This is a genomic window from Citrobacter sp. wls619, from assembly GCF_005281345.1.
Lineage (GTDB): Bacteria > Pseudomonadota > Gammaproteobacteria > Enterobacterales > Enterobacteriaceae > Citrobacter.
The window spans coordinates 1-25,065 of the sequence record NZ_SZXJ01000069.1 but is presented as its reverse complement, the minus strand read 5'-3'; the positions used below and the strand labels follow the sequence as shown (position 1 = coordinate 25,065).

27 protein-coding genes are annotated in these 25,065 nt (G+C 48.0%); 12 read left to right on the top strand and 15 right to left on the bottom strand.

Features of this window, described 5'->3' with window-relative positions; genetic code table 11:
* Positions 1-150 precede the first annotated feature (150 nt).
* From solA to FDX19_RS14220, 4 genes are all read left to right on the top strand, one after another.
* Positions 151-1,269, top strand: coding sequence for an N-methyl-L-tryptophan oxidase (gene solA / locus FDX19_RS14235; protein ID WP_137383215.1), 1,119 nt, complete (start codon positions 151-153; stop codon positions 1,267-1,269).
* Between the two features lie 52 nt (positions 1,270-1,321).
* A complete protein-coding gene (locus FDX19_RS14230) occupies positions 1,322-1,435 on the top strand; it encodes a YceO family protein (protein ID WP_003846814.1) in 114 nt (37 codons plus the stop codon).
* A 261-nt stretch (positions 1,436-1,696) separates the two neighbouring features.
* Positions 1,697-2,263, top strand: coding sequence for a cytochrome b (locus FDX19_RS14225; protein WP_137383214.1), 567 nt, complete (start codon positions 1,697-1,699; stop codon positions 2,261-2,263).
* A gap of 1 nt (position 2,264) precedes the next feature.
* Positions 2,265-2,840: a YceI family protein gene (locus tag FDX19_RS14220; protein WP_061068131.1), complete on the top strand. Its 576-nt coding sequence runs from the start codon at positions 2,265-2,267 to the stop codon at positions 2,838-2,840.
* Positions 2,841-2,887: 47 nt separating this feature from the next.
* On the opposite strand, the gene FDX19_RS14215 is transcribed toward FDX19_RS14220, so the two are convergent.
* Positions 2,888-3,940 carry a rhodanese-related sulfurtransferase gene (locus tag FDX19_RS14215; RefSeq protein ID WP_137383213.1) on the bottom strand — a complete coding sequence of 351 codons (1,053 nt, stop codon included), beginning with the start codon at positions 3,938-3,940 and terminating at the stop codon, positions 2,888-2,890.
* Positions 3,941-4,159: 219 nt separating this feature from the next.
* Here FDX19_RS14215 and FDX19_RS14210 point away from each other — a divergent pair, with 219 nt between their 5' ends.
* Positions 4,160-5,080, top strand: a complete 921-nt coding sequence (locus FDX19_RS14210) for a Kdo(2)-lipid IV(A) acyltransferase (RefSeq protein ID WP_005129093.1) — start codon at positions 4,160-4,162, stop codon at positions 5,078-5,080.
* Between the two features lie 154 nt (positions 5,081-5,234).
* Positions 5,235-6,455, top strand: coding sequence for a multidrug efflux MFS transporter MdtG (gene mdtG / locus FDX19_RS14205; protein ID WP_137383212.1), 1,221 nt, complete (start codon positions 5,235-5,237; stop codon positions 6,453-6,455).
* Positions 6,456-6,602: 147 nt separating this feature from the next.
* Here mdtG and FDX19_RS14200 read toward each other — a convergent pair whose 3' ends face one another.
* Positions 6,603-7,934: a sensor domain-containing diguanylate cyclase gene (locus FDX19_RS14200; protein WP_137383211.1), complete on the bottom strand. Its 1,332-nt coding sequence runs from the start codon at positions 7,932-7,934 to the stop codon at positions 6,603-6,605.
* A gap of 685 nt (positions 7,935-8,619) precedes the next feature.
* Here FDX19_RS14200 and FDX19_RS14195 point away from each other — a divergent pair.
* Positions 8,620-9,000 carry a MysB family protein gene (locus FDX19_RS14195; RefSeq protein ID WP_137383210.1) on the top strand — a complete coding sequence of 127 codons (381 nt, stop codon included), beginning with the start codon at positions 8,620-8,622 and terminating at the stop codon, positions 8,998-9,000.
* Here FDX19_RS14195 and FDX19_RS14190 read toward each other — a convergent pair whose 3' ends face one another.
* The 3 genes from FDX19_RS14190 to mdoG all read right to left on the bottom strand — a co-directional run bounded on the left by FDX19_RS14190 (position 9,001) and on the right by mdoG (position 13,359).
* On the bottom strand, positions 9,001-9,228 hold the full coding sequence (locus tag FDX19_RS14190) for a YceK/YidQ family lipoprotein (protein ID WP_061068836.1): 228 nt from the start codon (positions 9,226-9,228) through the stop codon (positions 9,001-9,003).
* Positions 9,229-9,302: 74 nt separating this feature from the next.
* On the bottom strand, positions 9,303-11,831 hold the full coding sequence (mdoH, locus tag FDX19_RS14185) for a glucans biosynthesis glucosyltransferase MdoH (protein WP_137383209.1): 2,529 nt from the start codon (positions 11,829-11,831) through the stop codon (positions 9,303-9,305).
* Positions 11,824-13,359: a glucans biosynthesis protein MdoG gene (mdoG, locus tag FDX19_RS14180; RefSeq protein ID WP_137383216.1), complete on the bottom strand. Its 1,536-nt coding sequence runs from the start codon at positions 13,357-13,359 to the stop codon at positions 11,824-11,826. The genes mdoH and mdoG overlap by 8 nt, the downstream gene beginning before the upstream one ends.
* A gap of 271 nt (positions 13,360-13,630) precedes the next feature.
* Between mdoG and mdoC the strand changes: the two genes are divergently transcribed.
* Complete coding sequence (mdoC, locus tag FDX19_RS14175; protein ID WP_137383208.1) at positions 13,631-14,791, top strand: glucans biosynthesis protein MdoC; 1,161 nt, start codon at positions 13,631-13,633, stop codon at positions 14,789-14,791.
* A gap of 20 nt (positions 14,792-14,811) precedes the next feature.
* On the opposite strand, the gene FDX19_RS14170 is transcribed toward mdoC, so the two are convergent.
* The 6 genes from FDX19_RS14170 to csgB form a co-directional block, all read right to left on the bottom strand.
* A complete protein-coding gene (locus FDX19_RS14170) occupies positions 14,812-16,299 on the bottom strand; it encodes a phospholipase D family protein (RefSeq protein ID WP_137383207.1) in 1,488 nt (495 codons plus the stop codon).
* Positions 16,235-16,777, bottom strand: coding sequence for an O-acetyl-ADP-ribose deacetylase (ymdB, locus tag FDX19_RS14165; protein ID WP_137383206.1), 543 nt, complete (start codon positions 16,775-16,777; stop codon positions 16,235-16,237). Before ymdB ends, FDX19_RS14170 begins: the two co-directional genes overlap by 65 nt.
* 100 nt (positions 16,778-16,877) lie before the next feature.
* Positions 16,878-17,201, bottom strand: coding sequence for a type 1 fimbrial protein (locus FDX19_RS14160; RefSeq protein WP_137383205.1), 324 nt, complete (start codon positions 17,199-17,201; stop codon positions 16,878-16,880).
* A 151-nt stretch (positions 17,202-17,352) separates the two neighbouring features.
* Positions 17,353-17,685, bottom strand: coding sequence for a curli assembly chaperone CsgC (gene csgC, locus FDX19_RS14155; RefSeq protein ID WP_137383204.1), 333 nt, complete (start codon positions 17,683-17,685; stop codon positions 17,353-17,355).
* Between the two features lie 60 nt (positions 17,686-17,745).
* Positions 17,746-18,198 carry a curli major subunit CsgA gene (gene csgA, locus FDX19_RS14150; RefSeq protein WP_137383203.1) on the bottom strand — a complete coding sequence of 151 codons (453 nt, stop codon included), beginning with the start codon at positions 18,196-18,198 and terminating at the stop codon, positions 17,746-17,748.
* A 41-nt stretch (positions 18,199-18,239) separates the two neighbouring features.
* Positions 18,240-18,695 (bottom strand): curli minor subunit CsgB, encoded by a 456-nt coding sequence (gene csgB, locus FDX19_RS14145; protein WP_048211206.1) that lies wholly within the window; start codon positions 18,693-18,695, stop codon positions 18,240-18,242.
* Positions 18,696-19,455: 760 nt separating this feature from the next.
* Between csgB and csgD the strand changes: the two genes are divergently transcribed.
* The 4 genes from csgD to csgG are packed head-to-tail and all read left to right on the top strand — an operon-like array spanning position 19,456 to position 21,807.
* Entirely contained in the window at positions 19,456-20,106 is a 651-nt protein-coding gene (gene csgD / locus FDX19_RS14140) for a biofilm master transcriptional regulator CsgD (protein WP_005129125.1), read from the top strand.
* A 4-nt stretch (positions 20,107-20,110) separates the two neighbouring features.
* Positions 20,111-20,509, top strand: a complete 399-nt coding sequence (gene csgE / locus FDX19_RS14135; protein WP_061068136.1) for a curli production assembly/transport protein CsgE — start codon at positions 20,111-20,113, stop codon at positions 20,507-20,509.
* A gap of 25 nt (positions 20,510-20,534) precedes the next feature.
* Positions 20,535-20,948 carry a curli production assembly/transport protein CsgF gene (gene csgF / locus FDX19_RS14130; protein ID WP_005129126.1) on the top strand — a complete coding sequence of 138 codons (414 nt, stop codon included), beginning with the start codon at positions 20,535-20,537 and terminating at the stop codon, positions 20,946-20,948.
* A 25-nt stretch (positions 20,949-20,973) separates the two neighbouring features.
* Positions 20,974-21,807: a curli production assembly/transport protein CsgG gene (gene csgG / locus FDX19_RS14125; protein WP_005129128.1), complete on the top strand. Its 834-nt coding sequence runs from the start codon at positions 20,974-20,976 to the stop codon at positions 21,805-21,807.
* 45 nt (positions 21,808-21,852) lie between these two features.
* Here the strand turns inward: csgG and FDX19_RS14120 are convergent, their stop codons facing one another.
* The 4 genes from FDX19_RS14120 to ghrA form a co-directional block, all read right to left on the bottom strand.
* A complete protein-coding gene (locus tag FDX19_RS14120; RefSeq protein ID WP_137383202.1) occupies positions 21,853-22,335 on the bottom strand; it encodes a DUF1097 domain-containing protein in 483 nt (160 codons plus the stop codon).
* Between the two features lie 101 nt (positions 22,336-22,436).
* Entirely contained in the window at positions 22,437-22,991 is a 555-nt protein-coding gene (locus FDX19_RS14115; RefSeq protein WP_137383201.1) for a molecular chaperone, read from the bottom strand.
* 23 nt (positions 22,992-23,014) lie between these two features.
* Positions 23,015-23,752, bottom strand: a complete 738-nt coding sequence (locus tag FDX19_RS14110; protein WP_137383200.1) for a phosphatase — start codon at positions 23,750-23,752, stop codon at positions 23,015-23,017.
* 116 nt (positions 23,753-23,868) lie between these two features.
* Positions 23,869-24,807 carry a glyoxylate/hydroxypyruvate reductase GhrA gene (gene ghrA, locus FDX19_RS14105; RefSeq protein WP_137383199.1) on the bottom strand — a complete coding sequence of 313 codons (939 nt, stop codon included), beginning with the start codon at positions 24,805-24,807 and terminating at the stop codon, positions 23,869-23,871.
* Positions 24,808-25,065 lie beyond the last annotated feature (258 nt).

Below are 25,065 nucleotides of genomic sequence, written 5' to 3'. Positions count from 1 at the left end.
CATACTTCAAGTTGCATGTGCGTTGGCTTTACCCGGCCTTTGGCCTCGCCCCTTCGGGGCCAGCGTAAGCGCTGTTCAAAACCGCCAGGGCGTTTTGTCCTGCAACTCGAATTATTTAACGTATGCTATCGCGATTGCAGAGAGAAGCGGATGAAATACGACTTAATCATTATTGGCAGCGGTTCCGTGGGCGCCGCAGCCGGATACTACGCCACTCGCGCCGGTCTCAACGTTCTGATGATCGATGCGCATATGCCACCGCATCAACAGGGCAGCCACCACGGCGATACACGATTAATACGTCATGCGTATGGCGAAGGTGAAAAATACGTTCCACTGGTGCTACGTGCGCAGACCTTGTGGGATGAACTTTCCGCACAAAATGAAGAGCCTGTTTTTGTTCGCTCTGGCGTTATCAACCTGGGTCCAGCAGATTCAACCTTCTTAGCGACCGTGGCGCAAAGTGCCAAACAGTGGCAGCTCAATGTCGAACAGCTGGATGCAACTGCCATCATGGCTCGCTGGCCAGAAATTCGCGTGCCTGAAAACTATATCGGGCTGTTTGAAGCCGAATCCGGTTTTTTACGCAGTGAGTTAGCCATTAAAACCTGGATTCGCCTGGCTGAAGAGGCGGGTTGTGCACAGCTGTTTAAATGCCCCGTCACGGCGATTCATCACCACGGTGATGGCGTAACGGTTGCAACAGCCGATGGTGACTACCACGCGAAAAAAGTCGTCGTCAGCGCCGGTACCTGGGTCAAGGCATTACTGCCTGAACTGCCGATACAACCGGTGCGTAAGGTGTTCGCATGGTATCAGGCTGACGGGCGCTACAGTGTCAAAAACAAATTCCCGGCATTTACCGGCGAACTGCCTAATGGCGATCAATACTACGGTTTTCCGGCTGAGAATGACGAGTTAAAAATTGGCAGACATAACGGCGGACAGGTCATTTATTCACCTGAAGAACGTAAACCGTTTGCCGCTGTCGCCAGCGATGGTTCTGAAGCCTTCCCATTCCTGCGCGCTGTTTTGCCTGGCATTGGCTGTTGTCTGCATGGCGCATCCTGTACTTACGATAACTCGCCAGATGAAGACTTCATTATCGATACACTGCCAGACCATGACAACACGCTGGTGATTACCGGACTCAGCGGACACGGTTTTAAGTTTGCTTCCGTACTTGGCGAAATTGCGGCTGATTTTGCCCAAGGCAAACCGTCAGCCTTTGACCTGACGCCATTCAGGCTGTCCCGTTTTAAGCGATAATCGATCAATGGCCTCGTTGGTGAGGCCATTTTTAATGACAGGAATAACATTGATACGCCGCATCTTTCACTATCTGGTTAATAATATTCGCGAGCATTTCATGCTCTACATTATTTTATGGTCGCTGCTGGCGATTATGGACGTCATATATATTATGTTCTTCTAATCGATATACGCTGACATTAATTTACAAAAACTGATATTTACTTAATTTCATTGCAATAAACTGAATAACATAATCCCCATCCTTCCTTGTTTTTAAGCCCTTTTCCTTGTTCACTCACACTAACGATTTGATGATTGCGCCTTTAATTAATCAATTTTATTGAAATAAGAATAAATATCATCACCATTGTTATTTATCAGTTGCATTAATGTCTTTTACACGCCATTTTCATTCACTTCTGAAATATCTAACGGTGTGTTTATGCAATTCAATAATAGTCCACAGCGCTATGGCGTGGTGTCCGCCGCATTACACTGGCTGGTCGCTATTGCCGTCTATGGCATGTTTGCTCTGGGTTTATGGATGGTAACACTCAGTTATTACGATGGTTGGTATCACCAGGCGCCTGAACTGCATAAAAGTATCGGTGTGTTGCTGATGATGGGACTGGTTGTCCGCATTTTCTGGCGGGTTGTTTCCCCTCCCCCTGCCGCGCTGAAAAGCTATTCCCGTCTAACCCGCATTGCAGCGGCATTGGGCCACCTCACGCTATATACCCTGCTTTTTTCTATTGTCATCAGCGGCTATCTGATCTCTACCGCGGACGGTAAGGCAATAAGCGTATTTGGTTGGTTCGATGTTCCCGCCACGTTTGCCAACGCAGGCGTACAAGCCGACATCGCCGGTAGCGTGCACCTGTGGCTCGCGTGGGCCGTGGTGGTTTTATCACTTCTGCATGGGTTAATGGCCCTGAAACATCACTTTATCGATAACGACGATACCCTTAATCGCATGTTGGGAAAATCGTCATCTGACTATGGAGCTTAAAATGAAAAAAAACCTGCTGGGACTCACACTCGCCTCTTTATTATTCACGACCGGCTCTGCCATCGCGGCGGATTACAAAATTGACAAAGAGGGACAGCATGCCTTTGTTAATTTCCGCATTCAGCATTTGGGATACAGCTGGCTGTACGGCACATTTAAAGACTTCGACGGCACATTTACCTTTGACGAGAAAAATCCGGCTGCCGATAAAGTCAATGTCACCATCAACACCAACAGTGTTGATACCAATCATGCCGAGCGTGACAAACACCTGCGTAGTGCAGAATTCCTCAATGTGAGCAAGTTCCCGCAGGCCACCTTTACGTCCACCAGCGTGAAGAAAGAGGGCAACGATTTGGATATCACCGGTAACCTGACCCTGAACGGCGTCACCAAACCGGTAACACTGGATGCAAAGCTGATGGGTCAGGGTGGCGATCCATGGGGTGGCACACGCGCCGGTTTTGAAGCTCAAGGGAAAATAAAGCTGAAGGATTTCAACATCACTACCGATCTCGGTCCCGCTTCGCAGGAAGTCGAATTAATTATCTCGGTGGAAGGCGTACAGCAGAAATAACGTCCTATTGATGCCGGATGAGGCTTTTGCCACCATCCGGCATCGTGTTACTGCGCAGGATCGGGAATACCGAGCTTCGTATTTAAACGCCCCCGCGATTTATTAAAGATCTTATTGCCGTTCTCACGCCCCGCGCGACGGCGACGCTGTTCTTCTTCTGGCAGTTCGCTCTCTTCACAACACAGCTCACTACAGCAGCCTTTATACTTTTGCGCACAGGCTGGACACTGAATAAACAGCAGATGGCAGCCATCGTTTTTGCAATTGGTATGGCTGTCACATGCGCTACCGCACTGATGGCAATGCGAAATCACATCGTCAGAGATCCTCTCCCCCATGCGTTCATCGAAAACAAAATTTTTGCCGATAAAACGCACAGGCAGCCCCTGCTCACGCGCTTTGCGGGCATACTCAATAATGCCGCCCTCAATGTGCCAGACTTTGCTAAACCCATTATGTTTCATCCAGGCACTGGCTTTCTCACAACGAATCCCCCCGGTACAGTACATAACGATTTTTTTATCCTTATGCTCCTGCATCATGTCTACCGCTTTCGGCAGCTGATCGCGGAAGGTGTCTGCCGGGATCTCCAGTGCGTTTTCGAAGTGACCCACTTCATATTCATAGTGGTTGCGCATATCAATAAACACCGCATCCGGATCGTCCAGCATGGCATTCACTTCAGCAGCCTTCAGATAATCACCCACGTTGCTGGCGTCAAAATCAGGATCATCAATGCCATCCGCGACAATTCGCTCACGGACCTTCATGCGCAGAACCCAGAAAGATTTGCCGTCATCATCTAATGCAATATTGAGACGCACCCCGGATAATGCAGGATCAAATGCATATAACTGTTGGCGAAACGCATCAACGTGACTTTGCGGTACACTGATTTGTGCGTTAATGCCTTCCCGCGCAAGATATACGCGGCCAAACACATTCAGTGTAGTGAACAGTTGATACAGTTCATCACGCGTTTGCTGAGGATCAGCGATGGTGAAATATTTATAGAATGAAATCGTCGTGCGCGGCTCAGATTCCGCCAGCATTTTAGCTTTGAGCGTGTCATTCGAAATGCGGTTGTGTAACACTGGCATGGTGTACGTATCCTGCAATCAGTAAAAATGAAAATTGGCCGGCATGATAAAGCAAACATCGCCAATTTACATCCACACATTTTACGCTACATTTCATACTTCACGATAAAAACGCAACAACAATTGATGGTTTAATCACCGTTCTCCCGTCGTAAATTTTAGATACGCGCAAAAAAATGCGACAATACAGGGAATTGGTCGTTAGAAGACAGGATAGACATGACGAATTTACCCAAGTTTTCGGCTGCGCTACTGCATCCGCGTTATTGGTTAACCTGGTTGGGTATTGGCATCCTTTGGTTAATCGTGCAGCTACCCTACCCAGTGCTCTATAAATTGGGATGTGCATTAGGCCGTCTGGCATTGCGTTTGATGAAACGTCGGGCGAAGATTGTTTCCCGCAATCTGGAACTGTGCTTCCCGCAAATGAGCGAGCAGGAACGCCAGCAGATGATGGTAAAAAACTTCGAGTCTGTCGGTATGGGCGTAATGGAAACCGGTATGGCCTGGTTTTGGTCCGACAGGCGAATATCACGCTGGACTGAAGTTATCGGAATGGAGCATATCCGTGACGTCCAGGCACAAAAGCGTGGGATCCTGTTAGTTGGTCTGCATTTTTTGACCCTTGAGTTGGGCGCACGCCAGTTTGGCTTACAAGAGCCGGGAATTGGCGTGTATCGTCCTAACGACAATCCGCTACTCGACTGGCTGCAAACCTGGGGGCGTATGCGCTCCAATAAATCAATGCTCGATCGTAAAGACCTGAAAGGGATGATTAAAGCGTTGAAGAAAGGTGAAGTGGTCTGGTACGCGCCGGATCACGACTACGGCCCTCGCGCCAGTGTATTTGTGCCTTTGTTCGCCGTTGAACAGGCTGCGACGACGTCCGGTACCTGGATGCTGTCCCGAATGTCGAATGCCTGCCTGGTGCCATTTGTTCCCCGCCGCAAACCTGACGGCAAGGGGTATCAATTGATCATGTTGCCACCGGAGTGTTCACCCCCGCTGGACAATGCGGAAACAACGGCGGCCTGGATGAATAAAATCGTTGAAAAATGCATCATGATGGCCCCTGAGCAATACATGTGGCTACATCGCCGCTTCAAGACACGTCCTGAAGGCTCCCCGTCTCTGTACTGAGTCTTTGTTGCAGTCCAGTGGGCTGCAACACCTTCTCTCCCCTTTTAGGTTTAACTGCTATCCGCATTGCAGCAACTATCAACCAGGCGCATAATTAGCCTGCTTACTTATATTTAATCGATAGCGCAAACAGCGCATCACACTGCGGATCGCTATGTCACCCTCTGATGTCCCCATAAACTGGAAACGCAATCTCACCGTTGCCTGGCTGGGCTGTTTTTTAACCGGCGCAGCATTTAGCCTGGTCATGCCATTTTTACCCCTTTACGTCGAGAGTCTTGGCGTGACGGGTCACAGCGCCCTGAATATGTGGTCAGGGCTGGTATTCAGCATCACCTTCCTGTTTTCAGCGATTGCCTCACCTTTCTGGGGCGGGCTGGCCGACCGTAAAGGCCGGAAAATTATGCTCTTACGCTCGGCGCTGGGCATGGCCATCGTCATGCTGCTGATGGGGCTGGCGCAAAATATCTGGCAGTTCTTGATCCTGCGCGCCCTGCTGGGTTTACTCGGTGGATTTATTCCTAATGCCAACGCACTGATCGCCACCCAGGTGCCGCGCAATAAAAGCGGCTGGGCGCTGGGGACACTTTCCACCGGCGGCGTCAGCGGTGCTTTACTTGGGCCACTGGCGGGCGGGTTACTCGCCGATCAGTATGGTCTGCGCCCCGTATTTTTCATCACCGCCCTGGTGCTGTTGATCTGTTTTATTCTGACACTCTTTTTTATCCGTGAACGCTTCCAGCCAGTGAGCAAGAAAGAGATGCTGCACATTCGCGAAGTCGTGACGTCGTTAAAGAATCCAAAGCTGGTCCTGAGCTTGTTTGTCACTACCCTGATAATTCAGGTTGCAACCGGCTCCATTGCGCCAATCCTGACGCTGTATGTACGGGAGCTTGCGGGCAATGTCAGCAATATCGCGTTTATCAGCGGGATGATTGCCTCTGTACCCGGTGTTGCGGCCTTAATCAGTGCACCAAGGCTCGGCAAATTGGGTGACAGGATTGGTCCGGAGAAGATCCTGATCGTGGCATTGGTTATCTCCGTACTGCTGTTGATCCCAATGTCATTCGTCCAGACACCCTGGCAGCTAGGCGTGCTGCGCTTTTTACTCGGTGCCGCTGATGGTGCATTGCTGCCTGCCGTACAGACCTTGCTGGTGTATAACTCAACCAACCAAATCGCCGGGCGCATCTTTAGTTACAACCAGTCGTTTCGTGATATCGGCAACGTAACGGGGCCGTTAATGGGAGCTGCTGTATCGGCAAATTATGGCTTTCGCGCCGTCTTCTGCGTCACCGCGGGTGTTGTGTTATTCAACGCTATCTACTCGTGGAACAGTCTGCGCCGTCGCCGGGGATCTCAGGTCCCGGGATGATTTTGTATATCCATTCTCAACGCTCCCCCCAACATATCAATTGGCTTAATGTGGGGGGATACGCAGAGTGAACTCAATAACAGTTCTGATCGTACTGGCTGCACACTTTTTTAAACGTCATGACACGCAATAACCCTTAATATTATTCTAGCTGTTATAGTAAACCACTTTATTTCTACCTGAGTTTTTCGCTTCATACAGCGCAGCATCAGCATATGATACGACTTTATCAGCAGAATAATCATCAGATATACTACAATATACACCAATACTGATAGTCATTTTCTCTTTCAAGCCATATATATTAGGTACCGCTGTTTCAGTCTCAACATTTTTTCTTATTCTTTCCGCAACAAACATTACTTCAGCTTTATCTTTACACTTAATCAGGATCCCAAACTCTTCCCCACCAATTCTCGCAAAAATATCGGAGTCCCTGATCGATTTATTGACAATATCAACAATGCTCTTTATAACGCGATCGCCTTCCTGATGGCCATAAGTATCATTGATGCGTTTGAATTTATCTATATCCAGTATCATTATACAAACAGCACCTTTTACTAAAGATGACTTCAGTGCCTTATAGAATAATTTTCGATTATATATCTTAGTCATCGCATCTTTTATTGCTGAATCCGTCTCTCTCTTAAGAATAATGAACGTATTGTACATTAATATAGATATGATACATAAGGCACTGATAACTTCGATTCCCCTACTGACATACCAAATATACATACTATATTCATCCAGACTTAACAGCAGAACATTCGTCAGGATTGCAGAGCAACACAGTAACGCGATGCTTTTCCATAAGATACTGTGCAGTTTGGTTTTCACTGCCAGATACAATAAGACCGTTCCCCATGCGATAATCAGTGAATATATGTAGCCAATATGCCAGTGCACCGTTTTATTGTCAGCTTTGAGACTGGTAATTTCAATCGTGACATCAGTATTATAACTGGATAAGTTATGCGAAAGGAATGCAATTGCCAGCATAATCAGCAATGCTATAATGATGTAACATGGTTCTCTTTCTTTAGTCTCAATAACGGTGGAAGTCGCTTTATACGCTGTCAATGATACAAAAAGCAATGCAATAAAACTCACCTGCCTAAAATAATAGAAGATAGCGATATCATTTGTACGTTTTTCTATCAAAACACTATCGTTAATTAAATTCTGAACGATATATATGGTTTCTATAAAATAGAAATTATTACTGAGAAATGCCATTCCTAATATCATCAGATATGTTAGATCTTTCCTGCAAAGGTATTGAAATAACATAAAGAGAAAAATAGTGCCGTACAGAAAAAACAACCCAACGATGATAATTAAATATGTTGTTTGAGGTACACTCTGCACTTCTAACTGATACTGAGAAAGGCACACGCCAGCAAGAAGATAGCTGACTAAGCAAACTATGTAATAACGCATCAACCTGCTATTGTTTGAATTACTATTATCCATAACAGCCCTGGCAAGAATCCTATTTGGCACTTTATATATTAAGTCATTGCTTTTTGCAAACTAATAATTTATCTCAAGAACAGTAATATAATTTATTATTCTTTCAATAATAATTATCTTATTTATAACATATGTTATTATTAATTGAATATTATGGGTACTCTCTTATATTTCTCTAAGCATTAACTTATTCATCACATTTATAATGATTGGCAATATCATTTATGGATATCTAACTTAAACAAATATCGATATTTTCAGGAGAAATACTCACACACATCACCTTTAGTCTTGCTCTTTAATTTCAATCACTTAAAATAAAAAATCTTGTATACATTATATTTCTCACTGGCCACACAGTATGGCTTGCAGTCTATTCAATCACCCCCTTTAAACTATAACATCCTCACTCATGGTACTCCTACATAACCGCTTGAGTTTAATACGCTCCAACCGATGCTTAAAAACTTAAGGTTTACTGTTTATGAATCGTATTGGCGGTAGGGTTCCCCGTATTTTTGTTGTTTCATGAAGCACCACAACCGTGTGGCTATGGTAAGAAACACCCGATGCTTCAAGCCGTTGCATACCTGAAACTTCGCAATAAACGAATGCTTTGACAGTTCTCACCACACCACCTATATCTTTTTATTAAGCCAATCACCCATGCGATCAGGATGCGAATATGAATGCCTTGTACCCCACCCTTGAAGAAGCCATTGATGCAGCCCGTGAAGAGTTTCTGGCCGATAATTCAGGCCTTGAATCTGACGAAGCCAGTGTCCAGCAGCTGAACGTACAAAAGTACGTGCTACAGGATGGCGATATCATGTGGCAAGCTGAGTTCTTTGCCGACGAAGATGATGGTGAAGGCGAATGTTTGCCCATGCTGAGCGGTGAAGCGGCACAAAGTGTTTTTGATGGTGACTATGATGAGATTGATATTCGCCAGGAGTGGCAGGAGGAAAATACGCTCCACGAATGGGATGAGGGTGAATTTCAACTGGAGCCTCCCCTTGACACAGAGGAAGGCCAGACCGCAGCCGATGAATGGGATGAACGATAGTTACTCGTAAGGCCCATGGTGTATATCGAGCGGTAATAGCAACGTATCAAACACCAGCGAAAACGGCAGATCCAGGATGGTGACATAACGCCACGCAGAGTCCCGGACATCCCATTGTACGCCTGGATAGTATTGATTTCCGTGTCCTTGTCCGGGGATCGTCCGGCTAATAATGCTGCCGCATCCGCTCAGAAGAAAGACCATCATTCCCACAGCCAGTATTCGCACTGGATACCTCATGACTTTTATATTCAGTATAAAAAAATACCGGCTCCAGGCCGGTATTTTTACGTTTCACACGCTTATTTTTTCCTGAGCGCCAGTGGGTTCAGAGTTATCCCCTGATAATAATTAACCCATGAAGAATACTTATCTGGTGAGTTCCAGACGCGATAATGTAAACGCGCCATGGTCACCGGATCGCTCAACAGAACCAGGCGGCGATCGCGATTCAGTTTCTCCGGCGTTTCATTCAGCGCCTGCTCGACATGGCGATCGCGTGCGATTTCAAGCACGTTACTCGCACGATGGCGCGCGGTAGCCATAGCCGTTGCCAGCGCGTTAAACGACGGGTTAAACACGGCGTGCATGAAACCGTCATCCAGCGAACGATTACGGTTCAACTCCAGATAGTTATCCGTATCCACCAGCACCTTCGGCGGTGAATACTCTTCCGGGATCAGGAACAGTTTCCAGCGTTTGGTACGTAACCCAACCGTTGAACGACTGGAAATGACGGAAACAAACGGCGACAGGATTAGCGAAAAGACAATCGGAGCCAGCCAGAACAGGAAACGCAGATCCAGCCAGGCCATCCCTACTGCCCACACCAGGCCCAGCAACAGCTGAGATCCGTGACGCATAAACGCCTCGCCCCACGGAGTGGAGTCGTCATCACGTTGCGGCGAATTCCACACCACTTCCCATCCGAGGAAGGCACTCACCACGAAAACGGTGTGGAACAGCATACGCACCGGCGCCAGCAGCACGGAGAACAGAACCTCCAGCAGCAGCGACAGCGTGACGCGAATAAATCCACCGTACTCTTTCGTGCCTTTGCACCAGATAAGCAAAATACTTAGCAGCTTCGGCAGGAACAACAGCACCATCGTTGAGGCAAACAACGCGATAGCCAGTTCAGGACGCCACTGCGGCCAGACCGGGAACAGCTGACGTGGTTGCAGGAAGTACTGCGGTTCCGTCAACGCATGGACCACCTGCAACGCGGTAGACAACGCGAGGAACATAAACCATAACGGTGCTGACAGATAGGACATCACACCGGTCAGGAACACCGCGCGATGAACCGGGTGCATCCCTTTAACCAGGAACAGACGGAAGTTCATCAGGTTACCGTGGCACCAGCGACGGTCACGCTTGAGCTCATCCAGCAGGTTCGGTGGCAGCTCTTCATACGAGCCCGGCAGATCGTAAGCAATCCACACGCCCCAGCCCGCACGACGCATCAATGCCGCTTCCACGAAGTCATGGGAGAGGATCGATCCCGCAAACGAGCCTTCGCCCGGTAGCGGTGCAAGCGCACAGTGTTCAATAAACGGTTTCACACGAATAATCGCGTTATGACCCCAATAGTGCGACTCACCCAACTGCCAGAAGTGAAGTCCGGCGGTAAACAGCGGGCCATAAACGCGGGTAGCAAACTGCTGACAGCGCGCATACAGGGTGTCCATACCAGACGCTTTCGGCGAAGACTGGATAATCCCGGCATTCGGATTCGCTTCCATCAGGCGTACCAGACCGGTCAGACAGTCTCCGCTCATCACTGAGTCAGCGTCCAGTACCACCATATAGCTGTACTGGTTGCCCCAGCGACGGCAGAAGTCATCAATGTTACCGCTTTTACGCTTCACACGGCGACGGCGGCGACGGTAGAAAATCTGTCCTTCGCCCTGCACTTCGGCAATCAGCTCCATCCACGCCTTTTGTTCCGCAACGCAGATATCGGGGTTGTAGCTGTCACTCAGAATGTAGACATCGAAATGCTCCGCATTCCCCGTGGCTTTAACCGACTCCCACGTAGCGCGCAGGCCCGCGAATACGCGGTCAACGTCCTCGTTACAGATAGGCATGATTAGCGCGGTGCGGTGCTCGGGATTCAGCGGTTCATCCCCTACCGTTGAGGCAGAGATACTGTACTTGTCACGCCCAATCAGCAACTGCAGGAAGCCCATCAGCGCGGTCCAGAAACCGGCTGAAACCCAACAAAAAAGCACGGCAAACAAAATGAGGATACCGGTCTGTAGCACATAGGGCAGCAACTGCATAAAGGAAACCCACAGGTTCTGCCCCATCATATCTGCTGGATTAATGAACGCCCATCCCTGATAAGGAAGGATCGTCTTCATATACCAGGTCGCAACGACCGTTTGCGCCAGCGTTAAGATCAACAACGTGTAACGGCGGATCGTGCCGACGGTACGCCATTTTTGCTCACTTTCTTGTTCTTCTTTCGTCAAACGAGAAAGATAACGCGGTGTGACATCGCGCCCACGCAGGCGATCCCAAAAACGGCCAACCGGGTTTGTACGCCAGGGATCGGGAAACATTGAGGTACGTGTCGCTTTCGGCATTGCCTGCAACTGGTCACGCCCTTCATCATCCTTTATCAACTGATCTTTGGCCAGAGAGTCTGGCCAGGCTTGCTCAAGGCGAGCTTTTACAGAACCCTGCGGTGAATCATCTTCGCGCGAGTAAGTACGGTGCTCGGCATCCAGCGCCTGATGAACAGCGCGGATGTCAGTTTTCGGCAGTGCCGCTTTTTCGATATCCGAAAGCGGCATTGCGTCAATATACTCAGTTGTCTTATTCATTGGCAGGTAACTGGTAGCTCCAGGTTTCACTCAACGGCTGATCGGCATTGGCCAACGCAGCACGCATTTCAGTGGTTTTCTTCGCATCTTTCACTTTTACGCGCAGCATCAAACGCCACCCTTTCGTAACCGGGTTGTAACGCACGGTGCTTTCCACGATTTCACCGTTGTCGCCAATGCTGGTTTGCGCGGTAATCGGGGTGTCCTGCGGCAGCTTCTTCATCTCGGTGCCGGTGAAATCCACCACAAACGCGATAGTGCCGTCAGGCTGACGAATGAGATTGGATTGTTTGACATCCCCTGTGGAACGGCGAGTCTGCTGCACCCAGGCATTTTCTGGCGCATGAAGCTTATCTTCATCACGCGTAAACGTCAGGGTGTACTTAAAGTTCATCTCTTTGCCTGCTTCCGGCAGTTGATCCGGCGTCCAATAGGCAACGATGTTATCGTTTGTTTCGTCGTTAGTGGGGATCTCAACTAATTCAATTTTGCCTTTACCCCAGTCGCCTTTTGGCGTGATCCAGGCACTTGGGCGCAGGTCATAACGGTCGTCGATATCTTCGAAACGAGAGAACTGACGTCCACGTTGCAACAGGCCGAATCCTTGCGGGTTTTCCATCGCAAAGCTGCTCACCGCGAGATGTTTCGGGTTATTCAGCGGACGCCAAATCCACTCGCCGTTACCCGCATGGATAGACAATCCGTTTGAGTCGTGCAGTTCAGGACGATAATTTGTCGTCGGAGAAGGCTGGTTCGGCCCGAACAGGAACATACTGGTTAACGGAGCTACGCCCAGTTTGCCCACTTTATCGCGCAGATAGACTTTGGACTGAACATCCACAACCGTGTCACGGCCAGGAATAATCACAAAGCGATACGCCCCGGTCGCGCGCGGGGAATCCAGCAAGGCATAAATGGTTAAACGTTTGTCAGTCGGTTTTGGACGTTCGATCCAAAACTCGCGGAAGCGGGGAAATTCTTCGCCAGAAGGCAGAGCGGTATCTATCGCGAGACCGCGCGCAGACAGACCATAGACCTGACCTGCACCCAGAACACGGAAATAGCTGGCACCGAGCATGCTGACGATTTCGTCGTTTTTATCTTTGCTGTTGATCGGATACAGCACTTTGAACCCGGCGAAACCGAGATCTTTTACCGTGTCTTTATCATGCTGAACATCGCCAAAATTAAAGTAATCCGGGCTGTATTTGATTCTTTTCACCGCAGTGGCGGTGACTTCGTTGATTTTGACCGGCGTGTCGAAGTACATACCCTGGTGGTAGAATTCGAGCTTAAATGGGGTCTTGAGATTGCTCCAGTACGCTTTGTCGCGATTAAACTGGATCTGCTGATAATCCGCATATTTCATGTCGCGGAAAACGGAGGGCAAGTTACTTTTTGGCGCCTCGTAGCCTTTATCGGCTAAGGATTGAGCTTGCTTTGCAACATCATCAATACTGAACGCCCAGCTCGATGATGTATACAGCGTTAACATTACTGCTGCACCCAACCAACGCATTTTCATCATTTGTAGTTTATGTTTCATAATTAGTAAGCACTTCCCCCTTTGTGTGCTTATATTGATCCGATCCATTTTAATGGATAATCGGGTATTCCGACAACTGAATCCCTGTATTGTTCGCGTGCTGGCTCATGGTTTAATCAGGTTCGCCTACCTGTTTTCACTTTGAGTGCTTATCCTGGAGACAGGTTGTTGGACTTCGTGTAGGGTTGCCTTCGAATGTAACCATAATTCGTCTTAGGGATAAGACGAAAAGTCTGAGAATACGTAACTGTCTATGAGCTCTGTATCTCCACCGCGTGAATATTTTCTGGATTCCATCCGTGCCTGGCTGATGTTGTTGGGGATTCCCTTCCATATCTCGCTGATCTACTCCACGCATACCTGGCATGTGAACAGCGCAGAACCGTCATGGATATTGACCCTCTTTAACGATTTCATACATGCATTTCGCATGCAGGTCTTCTTTGTTATTTCGGGTTATTTTTCATACATGCTGTTTTTGCGCTACCCCTTAAAGCGCTGGTGGAAAGTGCGTGTTGAACGTGTGGGTATCCCCATGCTGACCGCCATCCCGCTACTCACGCTGCCGCAATTTATCATGCTGCAATATGTGAAAGGTAAAGCCGACAGCTGGCATACTCTCAGTGGATACGATAAATACAACGCACTGGCATGGGAGCTGATTTCTCATCTGTGGTTTTTACTCGTCCTTGTCGTTTTAACAACCGTGAGTATGTGGGTGTTTAGCCAAATGAAACACCGGTTGACGAGCCCCGATGGCATCAGCCATTCCACGGTATCGATGATGAAACTGACGTTGATTTTTTTGTTGCTTGGCGTCGGATACGCCGCCGTCAGAAGAACAATTTTTATCGTCTATCCGTCTATTCTCAGCGATGGCATGTTTAATTTTATCGTCATGCAAACGCTGTTCTATGTGCCGTTCTTTATGCTCGGCGCGCTGGCGTTTATCAATCCGCAGCTAAAAGCACTGTTCACAACGCCCTCGCGCAGCTGCACGTTCGGTGCGGCATTCGCTTTTGTGGCTTATCTGCTCAATCAACGCTATGGAAACGGCGATGCCTGGATGTATGAAACCGAATACGTGATAACGATGGTGATGGGACTGTGGATGGTTAACGTCGTCTTCTCGCTCGGCCACCGTTTATTGAATTTCCAGTCAGCCCGCGTCACCTATTTTGTCAATGCTTCACTGTTTATCTATCTGGTGCATCATCCGTTGACGCTGTTTTTCGGTGCCTATATCACACCGCACATCACATCAAATCTGCTGGGTTTTCTCTGTGGGCTGCTGTTTGTGGTCGGGATTGCGGTAATATTGTACGAAATCCACTTGCGCATACCGGTGCTGAAGTTCCTCTTTTCCGGGAAACCCATCGTTAAGCAGGATAAAAACAAGGCCATTGCCGGATAGCAGACCTGTCATTGCATGGCTCAGAGCAGCCATTCAATCGGTAATACAGAGGCCAGCCTCACCAGAACCCGCTTCCAGAATCCTGTGGCGGGTTCTTTTTTCACTACCCGCTCACTGCCGCCAGGACAGTCTACCCAGTTTATCCGGCCCCAGCGGTCCAGGCGCAATTGCCAGGCCACATCACGCTGGCTTTGCATAAAGCGTTTATGAATCAATGACGCCAGCACTTCACTCTCAATCACAAACCCCATTTCCGTATTGAGCAACGTTGAGCGCGGATCAAAATTAAGCGAGCCGATGAAGACTTTGCGGCCATCAATGCTGAAGGTTTTCGCATGCAGACTGGAGCCTGAATTGCCGGTCAGCCCGCGATCGTGTACCACCGCACCGCGATCGCGGGTTGGTTTTAGCTCATACAGTTCTACACCATAGCGCAGCAATTTTTTCCGCCAGCGCGCATATCCCGCATGCACAATTGCCACATCATTCGCGGCCAGCGAGTTAGTTAAAATAGCAATTTTTACCCCTTTTCGGACCAGGCGCAGGAGCTGTGCGACTCCGGCACGTGTCGGCACAAAGTAAGCGGAAATTATATCAATACGCTCAGTGGGTGAGCCCATGACGTCAAACAAACGCTGCGGTAATAGCGAGTGACGCGGCGCTTTCCCCTCTCCTTTTGCCGGATCGTCACTGAGCAGCCGCGTTTTGGCCCAAATCAGCGACAGTGAACCCTGATCGAGCTGCGTCATAAACTGGCTGGTCTCCAGTTTGTGCAAATAGCGTCGGGTAATATCGTCGTTATACCAGGATTCTGGCAGTTCAATGCGTTGCGTCGTTTCTGGCTCAGACAACGCAAGGACGCTCTGTAACGTTGAAACTGACTGACATTGCCAGTAGCGCTCAAAATCATCCGCGACCTCTTTTACCACCGGTCCGATGGCCATCACGTCAAGATCGGAAAACAACGGTTCTTCACCCGCACCAAAATAGGCATCACCGACATTACGCCCACCAACCAGCGTCACTACACCGTCCGCGGTATAACTTTTATTGTGCATGCGGCGATTGAGCCGGGCGAAATCGGTTAAATATCCCAACGCGCGAAGGATGCGAAATGAGAAGGGATTAAACAGGCGGACTTCAATATTCGGATGGTTATCCAGCAGACGCAGCGTGTCATCAAGGCCCGGCGTGTTGTTATCATCCAACAGCAAACGAACCCGTACCCCGCGTTTCGCCGCGGCCAGCAGAACAGAAAACAACAGCAGCCCGGACATGTCGTTCTCCCAGATGTAATACTGCACATCCAGCGTTCGTTCCGCCATTTCTGTCAGCCGATAACGGGCTGCGAAAGCATCCAGACTGTCATCCAGTGCCAGAATGCCGCACTGATCCGGATGGCTTACGCACAATGGGGTAATGGCACGCTCAAGTCGCGTCATATCAGGCCGTGTTATCATCGCCTTGTTGGGTGAGTAATCTCTTGTATAACCTGGCATTTTCCTCATCAAAACACACGAAGTAGATTTGGTCAGGTAGCGCACGGCGGGTGATAAATTTCAGCACCGTATTCACCGCTATCTCCGCCGCCGCCGCACGTGGATACCCGTAGGCTCCGGTGCTGATAGCCGGGAACGCAATAGATTGATAGCCATTGGCCAGTGCCAGTTGTAATGAATTGCGATAGGCCTCCTCAAGGCGTTCAGCTTCATGATGATCGCCGCCCTGCCAGACGGGCCCAACAGTGTGGATCACCGCTTTGGCGGGAAGATCTCCCGCCAGGGTGATAACCGCATGACCGGTTGGGCATTCGCCCTGTTGCTGTAATACCTGTTTGCAGGCTTCCAACAGTGCCGGTCCAGCTGCACGATGAATCGCTCCATCAACGCCACCGCCGCCCAGCAATGAGGAGTTGGCCGCATTGACAATCACATCAACGGCGATTGTCGTAATGTCGCCCTGTAAAACATGAACACGCGATTGCATAAGTTCCCCCTGACAAAACACTCTCTGTTAAGTGTACAGCAGGGTTTTCTACGAAATCTCACTTTTTAACCATACAGGTGCATATCTACGCCGGAACGATTCATTTATATTCAATATTAAGAATCGCCAGATTTTTCTGTTCATTAAGGTACTGCATTTTCACACTGGCAATTTGCTGGAGGCTTTCAGGGGCCATCGCTATCTGTTGCGTGTTATAGCGACTACTCCGTAGCTTGCCATCACGTATACATGACAATTCAATCTGTTGTTGTTGTTGCGAGTTCACCTCACAAGGTGATTCAACTATTGCGCCACGGAAATGGATAATTCCACCAGATGTGATTTGCTGCGCCGTTGCGGAGAACATAAAAAAAGAAGTAACACATAAACTGGTACTTAAAATACGTTTTAATAAGGTGCTCATAAGGGTTCCTCAATGATAAACCATCCTTGAGGGATCGAAGTGATCCTTCACCGCTGCGATTAACGACCAAATAAAAACGTTTTCACGTCTCTATATTCATAGAACAGCACCGCTGTCCCAGCCACACCCTTAAAGCAAATACAGCAAAAAATCATGAGCGACTGCTTGAATCAGGCCACTGCTGGGACAGATGCAATGACTGCCCATCCGAAACGGTAACGACAATGTTGACCGTATCTTCAGGTGAAATATTAAAGCTCAGTTTTGTTAATTCAATCGGCCGATTAGCAGGGATCGACAGGCTTGTTTTCTGTTGCGTTTGGCTTTGCCCCCCCGACCCTTTACGTATGGCAAGAACTTGTACCTGGCACACGCAGGGTTGCGATAACGTCACCTGCGGAATAATGGTATACATCTCACCTTGCTGGGTTGTATTAAAGGTTATTTGATTTGAAAGCGCGGCAATAAGTAATAGCGTATGCATAATATGCTCCCGAAAAAAAACAGGGCTTTCGCCCTGTTTATTATCAGTCATAAAACTGAATTAGTGCTGGTTAGCTGTCGCATTGTTGCCATAACCAACCTGCTGAATCAGAACATTCGAGTCAGATGCAGTCTGATTAACCACCGCACCGTTACGACCACCGAACTGAGTTACACTGATGTCAGCATTTTTTGCATTCCACTGATTGATATCTGCGCTGTTCTGGAAGCCAGTCTGTTTCAGGCTAATGGTACTGTCATCAGCACCTTGCCCGACGGTAGCACCGTTACCATGTCCGTGTTGTGTGATGGTCACGTCTGATTTACGTGCATCACTTTGCAGCGCATTCGCAACGTTACTTGACCCATATTGGTAAATACTCAATGAAGAGTCCGGGCCATAATTACTACCACCGTTATGGTGACCATTGCTGTTCAATTGCGGAACAAGGCCTGCCAGAGCACTGCCAGAAACTACGATTGCTGCGAATGCTGCCACTTTTAAAAGTTTCATGGTAAAACCCCCATCGGATTGATTTAAACGTCGTTCACGGATTAGCGTTGAGTAACGCGAATTGCCATTTGCGACTGTCTCTGCACCACAACTGCTGTTTTTTGTGTACCGTACTGGGTAATATTTGCTTTATTACCAGAACCTTTCTGGATAATCATCGCCGTATTACCGTAAGAACTTTGTTTAATACTCGCATCATTGGAGCTGCCCGTTTGATCAATATATGCAAAATTATATGATCCTGTCTGGTCTGTTCTCGCCCGGTTACCTGAACCTTCTTGCGAAATGACCGACAATAACTTGCTGCCCTCCTGGCGAGTATTTGCACTGTTAGCAGTGCCAACCTGACCAATAATGGCTGCCTGATTAAATGAAGACTTACTTAATTCATTTACCGCAAAGTTATATTCTGAATTAGCTAAATCATAACTGGTTGCGGATGCAATCCCAGGCACACCCAGTATTGTAAACATCATAAATAACAACTTGTTTTTCATGCTGTCACCCTGGACCTGGTCGTACATGAAGTTAAATTAATTACCACTCAAATTGTTGTTAACATGACTTACATTTGTTAACGCCACGTTACGATGAAGAGTATGTCCGTTGAAACATTTTAAATAACTCACCCGCGAGTGGTATTTTTATATCCAGATTCACACCAAAGTACTAATTAACAGTGAATAACACCGCTACAGGTAAAGGTTTTATTTTTATTTCATCATCAGGAATGAATGTCTATGCAGTCACTGAAAAAGTGCACTTTCCACGATTTCAGGGCTTCGCAGCACCGCGTCGCGATAGTCATCGATGCAAGTCGTGACAAAGGTCAGTTTTTTCCGCCTAAAATTGTCCAACGTAAAGTGGGACAAAGAATTTTGAATTTATTAGAAATCTAAAACTCGATGATTATAAATTAAAACATTATAAATCAATAAATTACTATAATTTGTATGATTTTTTAAATCTATGCAGCAACGGTAAAATGTACAACTTTCCTATCAAATCTAAACTCCAATAAAACCCAAAAATCACATTTAAATATATAATTTTACATCCTGTTACATGTTTAACACTTGCTTTAAGATTTGTAATAGCTAGATTGAAATCAGTTGAAGTCCATTTGTTTTAATATTTTCACCCCTTTGGGTCGATATTTTATTTCTACACAGCAGTGCAACATCTGTCAGTACTTCTGGTGCCTCTATTTTAGTAGAGACAGCTGTCAGGTGTGCGACTAAAAAGTGGAGTTTCATCATGTTTAATGAAGTCCATAGCATTCATGGTCATACATTATTGTTGATCACGAAACCTTCTTTGCAGGCAACTGCATTATTACAACATTTAAAACAATCACTGGCGCTAACCGGAAAACTACATAATATTCAACGTTCTCTGGATGATATTTCCTCCAGCTGCATTGTTTTACTGGATATGATGGAGGCAGATAAAAAACTGATCCATTACTGGCAAGATAATTTGAGCAGAAAAAACAACAATATAAAGACGTTATTGTTGAATACCCCTGATGACTACCCTTATCGGGATATCGAAAACTGGCCACATATCAATGGCGTGTTTTACGCAACTGAAGACGAACAGCGTGTCGTTAGCGGCTTGCAGGGTGTCTTACGCGGTGAATGTTACTTCACGCAAAAGCTTGCCAGTTATCTGATCACGCATTCTGGAAATTATCGTTATAACAGCACGGAGTCGGCGCTACTGACACACCGTGAAAAAGAAATACTTAATAAATTGCGTATCGGCGCCTCAAATATTGAAATCGCTCGCTCACTGTTTATCAGTGAAAATACGGTAAAAACACATCTTTATAATCTTTTCAAAAAGATAGCTGTCAAAAATCGTACGCAGGCGGTCTCATGGGCCAATGATAACCTCAGGCGATAAAGCCATGAAACGCTATTTGACCTGGATTGTGGCAGCAAATTTATTCTTTGCTGCCGGGAATCTGCACGCGGCTACCAGCGTAGAGGTGGAGGTTCCCGGACTGTTAACTGACCACACCGTCTCTTCAATCGGGCATGATTTTTATCGTGCATTTAGTGACAAGTGGGAAAGTGAGTACACAGGAAATTTAACTATCAATGAAAGACCCAGTGCGCGTTGGGGAAGTTGGATCACCATAACGGTCAATCAGGACGTTATCTTCCAGACTTTTTTATTCCCCACGAAAAGAGACTTCGACAAAATTGTCGTCTTCGCATTGGCACAAACTGAGGAAGCATTAAATCGCCGGCAAATAGATCAAACACTATTAAGCACGAGCGATTTAGCGCGCGATGAATTCTAAAACATGATTTTGTCCGGAGGCTTTCATGCGTGTCAAACATGCAGTGGTTTTGCTCATGCTAATTTCACCATTAAGTTGGGCCGGAAACATGACGTTCCAGTTCCGCAACCCAAACTTTGGTGGCAACCCGAATAACGGGGCTTTTTTGTTGAACAGCGCTCAGGCGCAGAACTCCTATAAAGATCCGAGCTATAGCGATTACGGAATTGAAACCCCGTCAGCGCTGGATAACTTTACTCAGGCGATTCAGTCACAAATTCTCGGCGGCCTGCTCACCAACATTAATACCGGTAAGCCGGGAAGAATGGTGACCAATGATTTTATCATTGATATCGCTAACCGGGACGGGCAACTGCAATTGAATGTTACCGACAGGAAATCGGGAAAAACATCAACGATCGAAGTGTCGGGTTTGCAAACACAGTCAACCGATTTCTAAGCCATAGCCACGAAAGGAAAAAATCATGCAGCGCTTACTTATAATGGTTGCAGTATTTTTACTCAGCGGATGCTTAACGTCCCCACCGCAAGAAGCCGCTAAACCGACATTAATGCCTCGCGCCCAAAGTTACAAAGACTTGACGCATCTCCCGATGCCTACGGGTAAAATCTTTGTATCGGTTTACAATATCCAGGATGAAACGGGTCAGTTTAAACCTTATCCGGCAAGTAACTTCTCCACTGCCGTACCGCAAAGTGCCACGGCAATGCTGGTTACCGCACTGAAAGATTCGCGTTGGTTCATCCCGCTGGAGCGTCAGGGATTACAGAACTTACTGAACGAGCGGAAAATCATCCGTGCGGCACAGGAAAACGGCACGGTTGCTATTAACAACCGAATTCCGCTGCAATCATTAACCGCGGCTAACGTGATGGTGGAAGGTTCAATCATCGGCTATGAAAGCAACGTTAAATCAGGTGGTGTCGGCGCGCGTTATTTCGGTATTGGCGCAGATACGCAATACCAACTCGATCAGATTGCGGTAAACCTGCGTGTGGTTAACGTCAGTACCGGTGAGATCCTTTCTTCGGTCAACACCAGTAAAACCATCCTGTCTTATGAAGTGCAGGCAGGGGTATTCCGTTTCATTGACTACCAACGACTTCTGGAAGGGGAAATTGGTTATACCTCTAACGAACCGGTCATGCTTTGCCTGATGTCAGCCATTGAAACTGGCGTTATCTTCCTGATAAATGACGGTATCGATCGCGGCTTGTGGGATTTGCAGGATAAGAAACAAGTTGATAACGACATTCTGGTCAAATACCGTCATATGTCGGTACCTCCAGAGTCCTGATACTAAAGAGAGAATAAAAAGCGTGAGGGAAGCCTCACGCTTTTTTTATTTACTGGTCAGTGTGGATGAAGCCGGGTTTTCGCGACGTGATGCCAGCCACAGACCACTGTTTTTCATCGCATAGCCAAACACCAGTCCCAGCCCCAGAGAAGGTAGAACCAACTGCCAGTCTCCCTGCCCTGCAAATGTTGCACATGCCCCTATAAATGTGCCCGGGACAAATGAAAGCAGCCATTGCTTTGCCTGGATACACATCATAAATGCGACAATTCCCGTTATGACATAGCCAAGGATGTCCATATGCGGGGCAAGCGCGCTACCATTAATAATCACCAACGCCCACACTACACCGCTTAGCAGCGTACACGCCGAGATCCACAGCCCTTTCAGTCCACCTTGTGGGCAGGCAAAATAGGCTGTACAGCCCAGGAAGCCAGCCCAACTGAGCAAACCAAGAGAAACGGCTACCCATCCCCAGAGTCCGGAGAGAATGCCCGTTGTGATTGCAATAGAGAGAAGTATGTTCATGCCGCGCATCTTAGCAGAAAAACGGCATAGTAATGAGATCGTGCACACAATTTATGCAATGTAATTAGTTAAGTTGCAGTATATAGTGATTCAGATCACACTTACTCGTCTGTATCTTCCTGCAATTCGTCCCACATTGCGCTAATGGCATCGCGCGTCAGCGGCGCCATAGTTCGCCAGAAAGCGGTATTCGCATGCGCCTCAACTTTACCAAGGAACGTGTCGCACCAGGGAAGCAGGTAGTCAACAAACAAGGTTTCCAGTGCTTCACTCTCATCTTCTGCGGACTGGTCTTCAAGCCAGGATGCCGCCAGCAACAAAGTACCAATATGATCGGCTGGTGTATCCGCCAGCGGCATTCCACGCGCAGACAGGAATGCACGAACATCCGCTTCCTTCGCCCCGTCTACCCAGGCGCTACGATAAGGCGGCACTGAACACTCTTTCCCGACAAACAGCGCGTTGTAATCTGCAGCAAGCTGGGGCATATCACAGCTTTTCTGCAAACGGGCCAACAGCTCATCCTGTTCCAGTGGCCAGTTAGCAGACAGTTTACCTTCGCTAATCAGGGTAAACAGGGGAACCAGTAAAGGGTCCTGCGGTTGGCGGTAAAACAGCGAGCCCAGTACACGGCACAGGATAGAAAACTCGTTCATTGATATATTCCAGTTAGTAACAATTAAAGTTCAGCAAATTCCGCGATAGGCTCCATGCCCCGCGATTCCAGAAACGACAGCAAGCGTTTTGGTGAAACGTTCAGAATTCGGTCTTCCGGGAAGCCCACATCATCCAGAATCTTACGGCATTCACCGAACTCTCCCAACGTAAATGCGGTATGGGAATCTGAACCCAGCGCCACCCAGCCACCTGCATCACGAACTGCAGCAGCCACGGCGCGACAGTTATCTTCACTGCCCTTACGCGAATGCAAAAACGAGGAATTATTGATTTCCAGCGCGACCTGATATTTTGCCGCTGCCTGTGCAATTGCGGTGATATCGACGGGATATTTGGGATTTCCAGGATGGCTGATAATATGCACATTGCCATTCGCCATCGTGGCGATCATCGCCTGAGTATTGGTCTCTTTATTGTGAGGGGCAAAAACCGGCTCATGGAAGCCTGCAATAATCAGATCGAGTGAGTCAAACATCGGCCCTGAACAGTCGATCTCCCCTTCAATATTCTTAATGTTTGCTTCTATCCCGCGCAGGATCCCCACGCCGTTCACCACGCGCGGCCAAATACGCATGTTAATAAAATGCCAGTGATGCGGCGCATCCGCCATGTCCGGTCCATGATCGGTGATGGCAAACAGCTTGATACCCTTGCGATGGGCTTCAGCGATGTAATCACTCAGGGTGCTGTAGGCGTGGGTGCTGGCAACGGTATGCATATGCAGGTCAACGGGATACATAACTCTCTCCTGTAGTCGTTTTCCGTCAAGGATAGCAGGTATCGCCGCCATTAATACCCTAAATAATTCGGGTTGCATTGAGTCGAAACCCGGCGCAGGCCGGGTTGGCATTGATATCAGTAACCCCGAACGCGATCGACCTGACCGGTAACCGCTTTGCCACTTTCCAGGCTCAGGATTGTACGAGAAATATAATCCACCGCTTCCGCCGGGCGCGTTACCGCAGCAATGTGCGGCGTCATCGCCACACGCGGGTGTTTCCACAATGGGTTATCTTCCGGTAGCGGTTCTCGGCTATAGACATCCAGCATCGCACCTTTCAGTTTTCCGCTATCCAACAATGCCAGAAGATCGTCTTCATTGAGATGAACACCACGCGCCAGGTTCAGCACATAGGCTCCATCCTGTAATTGATTCAATAGTCCGGCATTAATAATACCTACCGTTTCTGCCGTATTGGGCAGAAGATTAATCAGCACACGCGTCTGGCTTAAAAACGCACTCAACTCTTCGGTGCCCGCAAAACTTTCCACACCAGGCCAGGATTTACGGGTACGGCTCCAACAGCGTAACGGGAAACCCCATGCCTGCAGGCTCTCTGCCACTTTAGCCCCTAATACACCGGCCCCCATGATTCCGATGGTAAATTCATCACGGGTATACTCTTGCAACGGCTGCCACTTCGCCTGGGATTTTAATGCCTGATAGTCATCAAAACGGCGGAACCAGTGCAACACCTGACTCACCGCATACTCCTGCATTTGCAGACCCATACCGGTATCTTCCAGACGGAAAAGTGGAATCGAGGTATCCAGCATCTCCGGGTGTGCTTTTAGCTTACTGAGGATGGAGTCCACTCCGGCTCCCAATGCAAAGACGGCTTTCAACTTTCGTCCTGCCAGCATTTCAACCGGCGGATGCCAGACCAGCGCATAGTCGGCATGGGCATTATCACCCGCTTTCCACTCGCGAACGTTAGCGCCAGGGATGGCTTTCGTCAGCGCCTTTACCCACCAGGCCGTATCAAATGTAGGGTGATAGAAAATTATTTCCATATTGTCTCCTGAACATTGTTATGCGGAACATTCTCGCACTTATTATCATCATTTTCCGAGGGAACATCAGATTAGCAAATTTCAGGGTGCTGGCAAAAAAAACAATTCCCGCTCATTTAAACCCCATGTTGCTTGAAGTTTGTGTAAATGCACGTTTTTTTGAAAAAGTAGATTGACGCCGGGGCGGTATTTCCCCTACATTAGCGCCCGTTCCAGCAGTACAGGAACAACAATATGGTGAGGTGTCCGAGTGGCTGA

Excerpts from the sequence above, each read along its gene's own strand:
- solA (WP_137383215.1), top strand. The coding sequence starts at position 151 with ATGAAATACGACTTAATCATTATTGGCAGCGGTTCCGTGGGCGCCGCA.
- FDX19_RS14225 (WP_137383214.1), top strand. The coding sequence starts at position 1,697 with ATGCAATTCAATAATAGTCCACAGCGCTATGGCGTGGTGTCCGCCGCA.
- FDX19_RS14220 (WP_061068131.1), top strand. The coding sequence starts at position 2,265 with ATGAAAAAAAACCTGCTGGGACTCACACTCGCCTCTTTATTATTCACG.
- FDX19_RS14215 (WP_137383213.1), bottom strand. The coding sequence starts at position 3,940 with ATGCCAGTGTTACACAACCGCATTTCGAATGACACGCTCAAAGCTAAA.
- FDX19_RS14210 (WP_005129093.1), top strand. The coding sequence starts at position 4,160 with ATGACGAATTTACCCAAGTTTTCGGCTGCGCTACTGCATCCGCGTTAT.
- mdtG (WP_137383212.1), top strand. The coding sequence starts at position 5,235 with ATGTCACCCTCTGATGTCCCCATAAACTGGAAACGCAATCTCACCGTT.
- FDX19_RS14200 (WP_137383211.1), bottom strand. The coding sequence starts at position 7,934 with ATGGATAATAGTAATTCAAACAATAGCAGGTTGATGCGTTATTACATA.
- FDX19_RS14195 (WP_137383210.1), top strand. The coding sequence starts at position 8,620 with ATGAATGCCTTGTACCCCACCCTTGAAGAAGCCATTGATGCAGCCCGT.
- mdoH (WP_137383209.1), bottom strand. The coding sequence starts at position 11,831 with ATGAATAAGACAACTGAGTATATTGACGCAATGCCGCTTTCGGATATC.
- mdoG (WP_137383216.1), bottom strand. The coding sequence starts at position 13,359 with ATGATGAAAATGCGTTGGTTGGGTGCAGCAGTAATGTTAACGCTGTAT.
- mdoC (WP_137383208.1), top strand. The coding sequence starts at position 13,631 with ATGAGCTCTGTATCTCCACCGCGTGAATATTTTCTGGATTCCATCCGT.
- FDX19_RS14170 (WP_137383207.1), bottom strand. The coding sequence starts at position 16,299 with ATGAGGAAAATGCCAGGTTATACAAGAGATTACTCACCCAACAAGGCG.
- ymdB (WP_137383206.1), bottom strand. The coding sequence starts at position 16,777 with ATGCAATCGCGTGTTCATGTTTTACAGGGCGACATTACGACAATCGCC.
- FDX19_RS14160 (WP_137383205.1), bottom strand. The coding sequence starts at position 17,201 with ATGAGCACCTTATTAAAACGTATTTTAAGTACCAGTTTATGTGTTACT.
- csgC (WP_137383204.1), bottom strand. The coding sequence starts at position 17,685 with ATGCATACGCTATTACTTATTGCCGCGCTTTCAAATCAAATAACCTTT.
- csgA (WP_137383203.1), bottom strand. The coding sequence starts at position 18,198 with ATGAAACTTTTAAAAGTGGCAGCATTCGCAGCAATCGTAGTTTCTGGC.
- csgB (WP_048211206.1), bottom strand. The coding sequence starts at position 18,695 with ATGAAAAACAAGTTGTTATTTATGATGTTTACAATACTGGGTGTGCCT.
- csgD (WP_005129125.1), top strand. The coding sequence starts at position 19,456 with ATGTTTAATGAAGTCCATAGCATTCATGGTCATACATTATTGTTGATC.
- csgE (WP_061068136.1), top strand. The coding sequence starts at position 20,111 with ATGAAACGCTATTTGACCTGGATTGTGGCAGCAAATTTATTCTTTGCT.
- csgF (WP_005129126.1), top strand. The coding sequence starts at position 20,535 with ATGCGTGTCAAACATGCAGTGGTTTTGCTCATGCTAATTTCACCATTA.
- csgG (WP_005129128.1), top strand. The coding sequence starts at position 20,974 with ATGCAGCGCTTACTTATAATGGTTGCAGTATTTTTACTCAGCGGATGC.
- FDX19_RS14120 (WP_137383202.1), bottom strand. The coding sequence starts at position 22,335 with ATGAACATACTTCTCTCTATTGCAATCACAACGGGCATTCTCTCCGGA.
- FDX19_RS14115 (WP_137383201.1), bottom strand. The coding sequence starts at position 22,991 with ATGAACGAGTTTTCTATCCTGTGCCGTGTACTGGGCTCGCTGTTTTAC.
- FDX19_RS14110 (WP_137383200.1), bottom strand. The coding sequence starts at position 23,752 with ATGTATCCCGTTGACCTGCATATGCATACCGTTGCCAGCACCCACGCC.
- ghrA (WP_137383199.1), bottom strand. The coding sequence starts at position 24,807 with ATGGAAATAATTTTCTATCACCCTACATTTGATACGGCCTGGTGGGTA.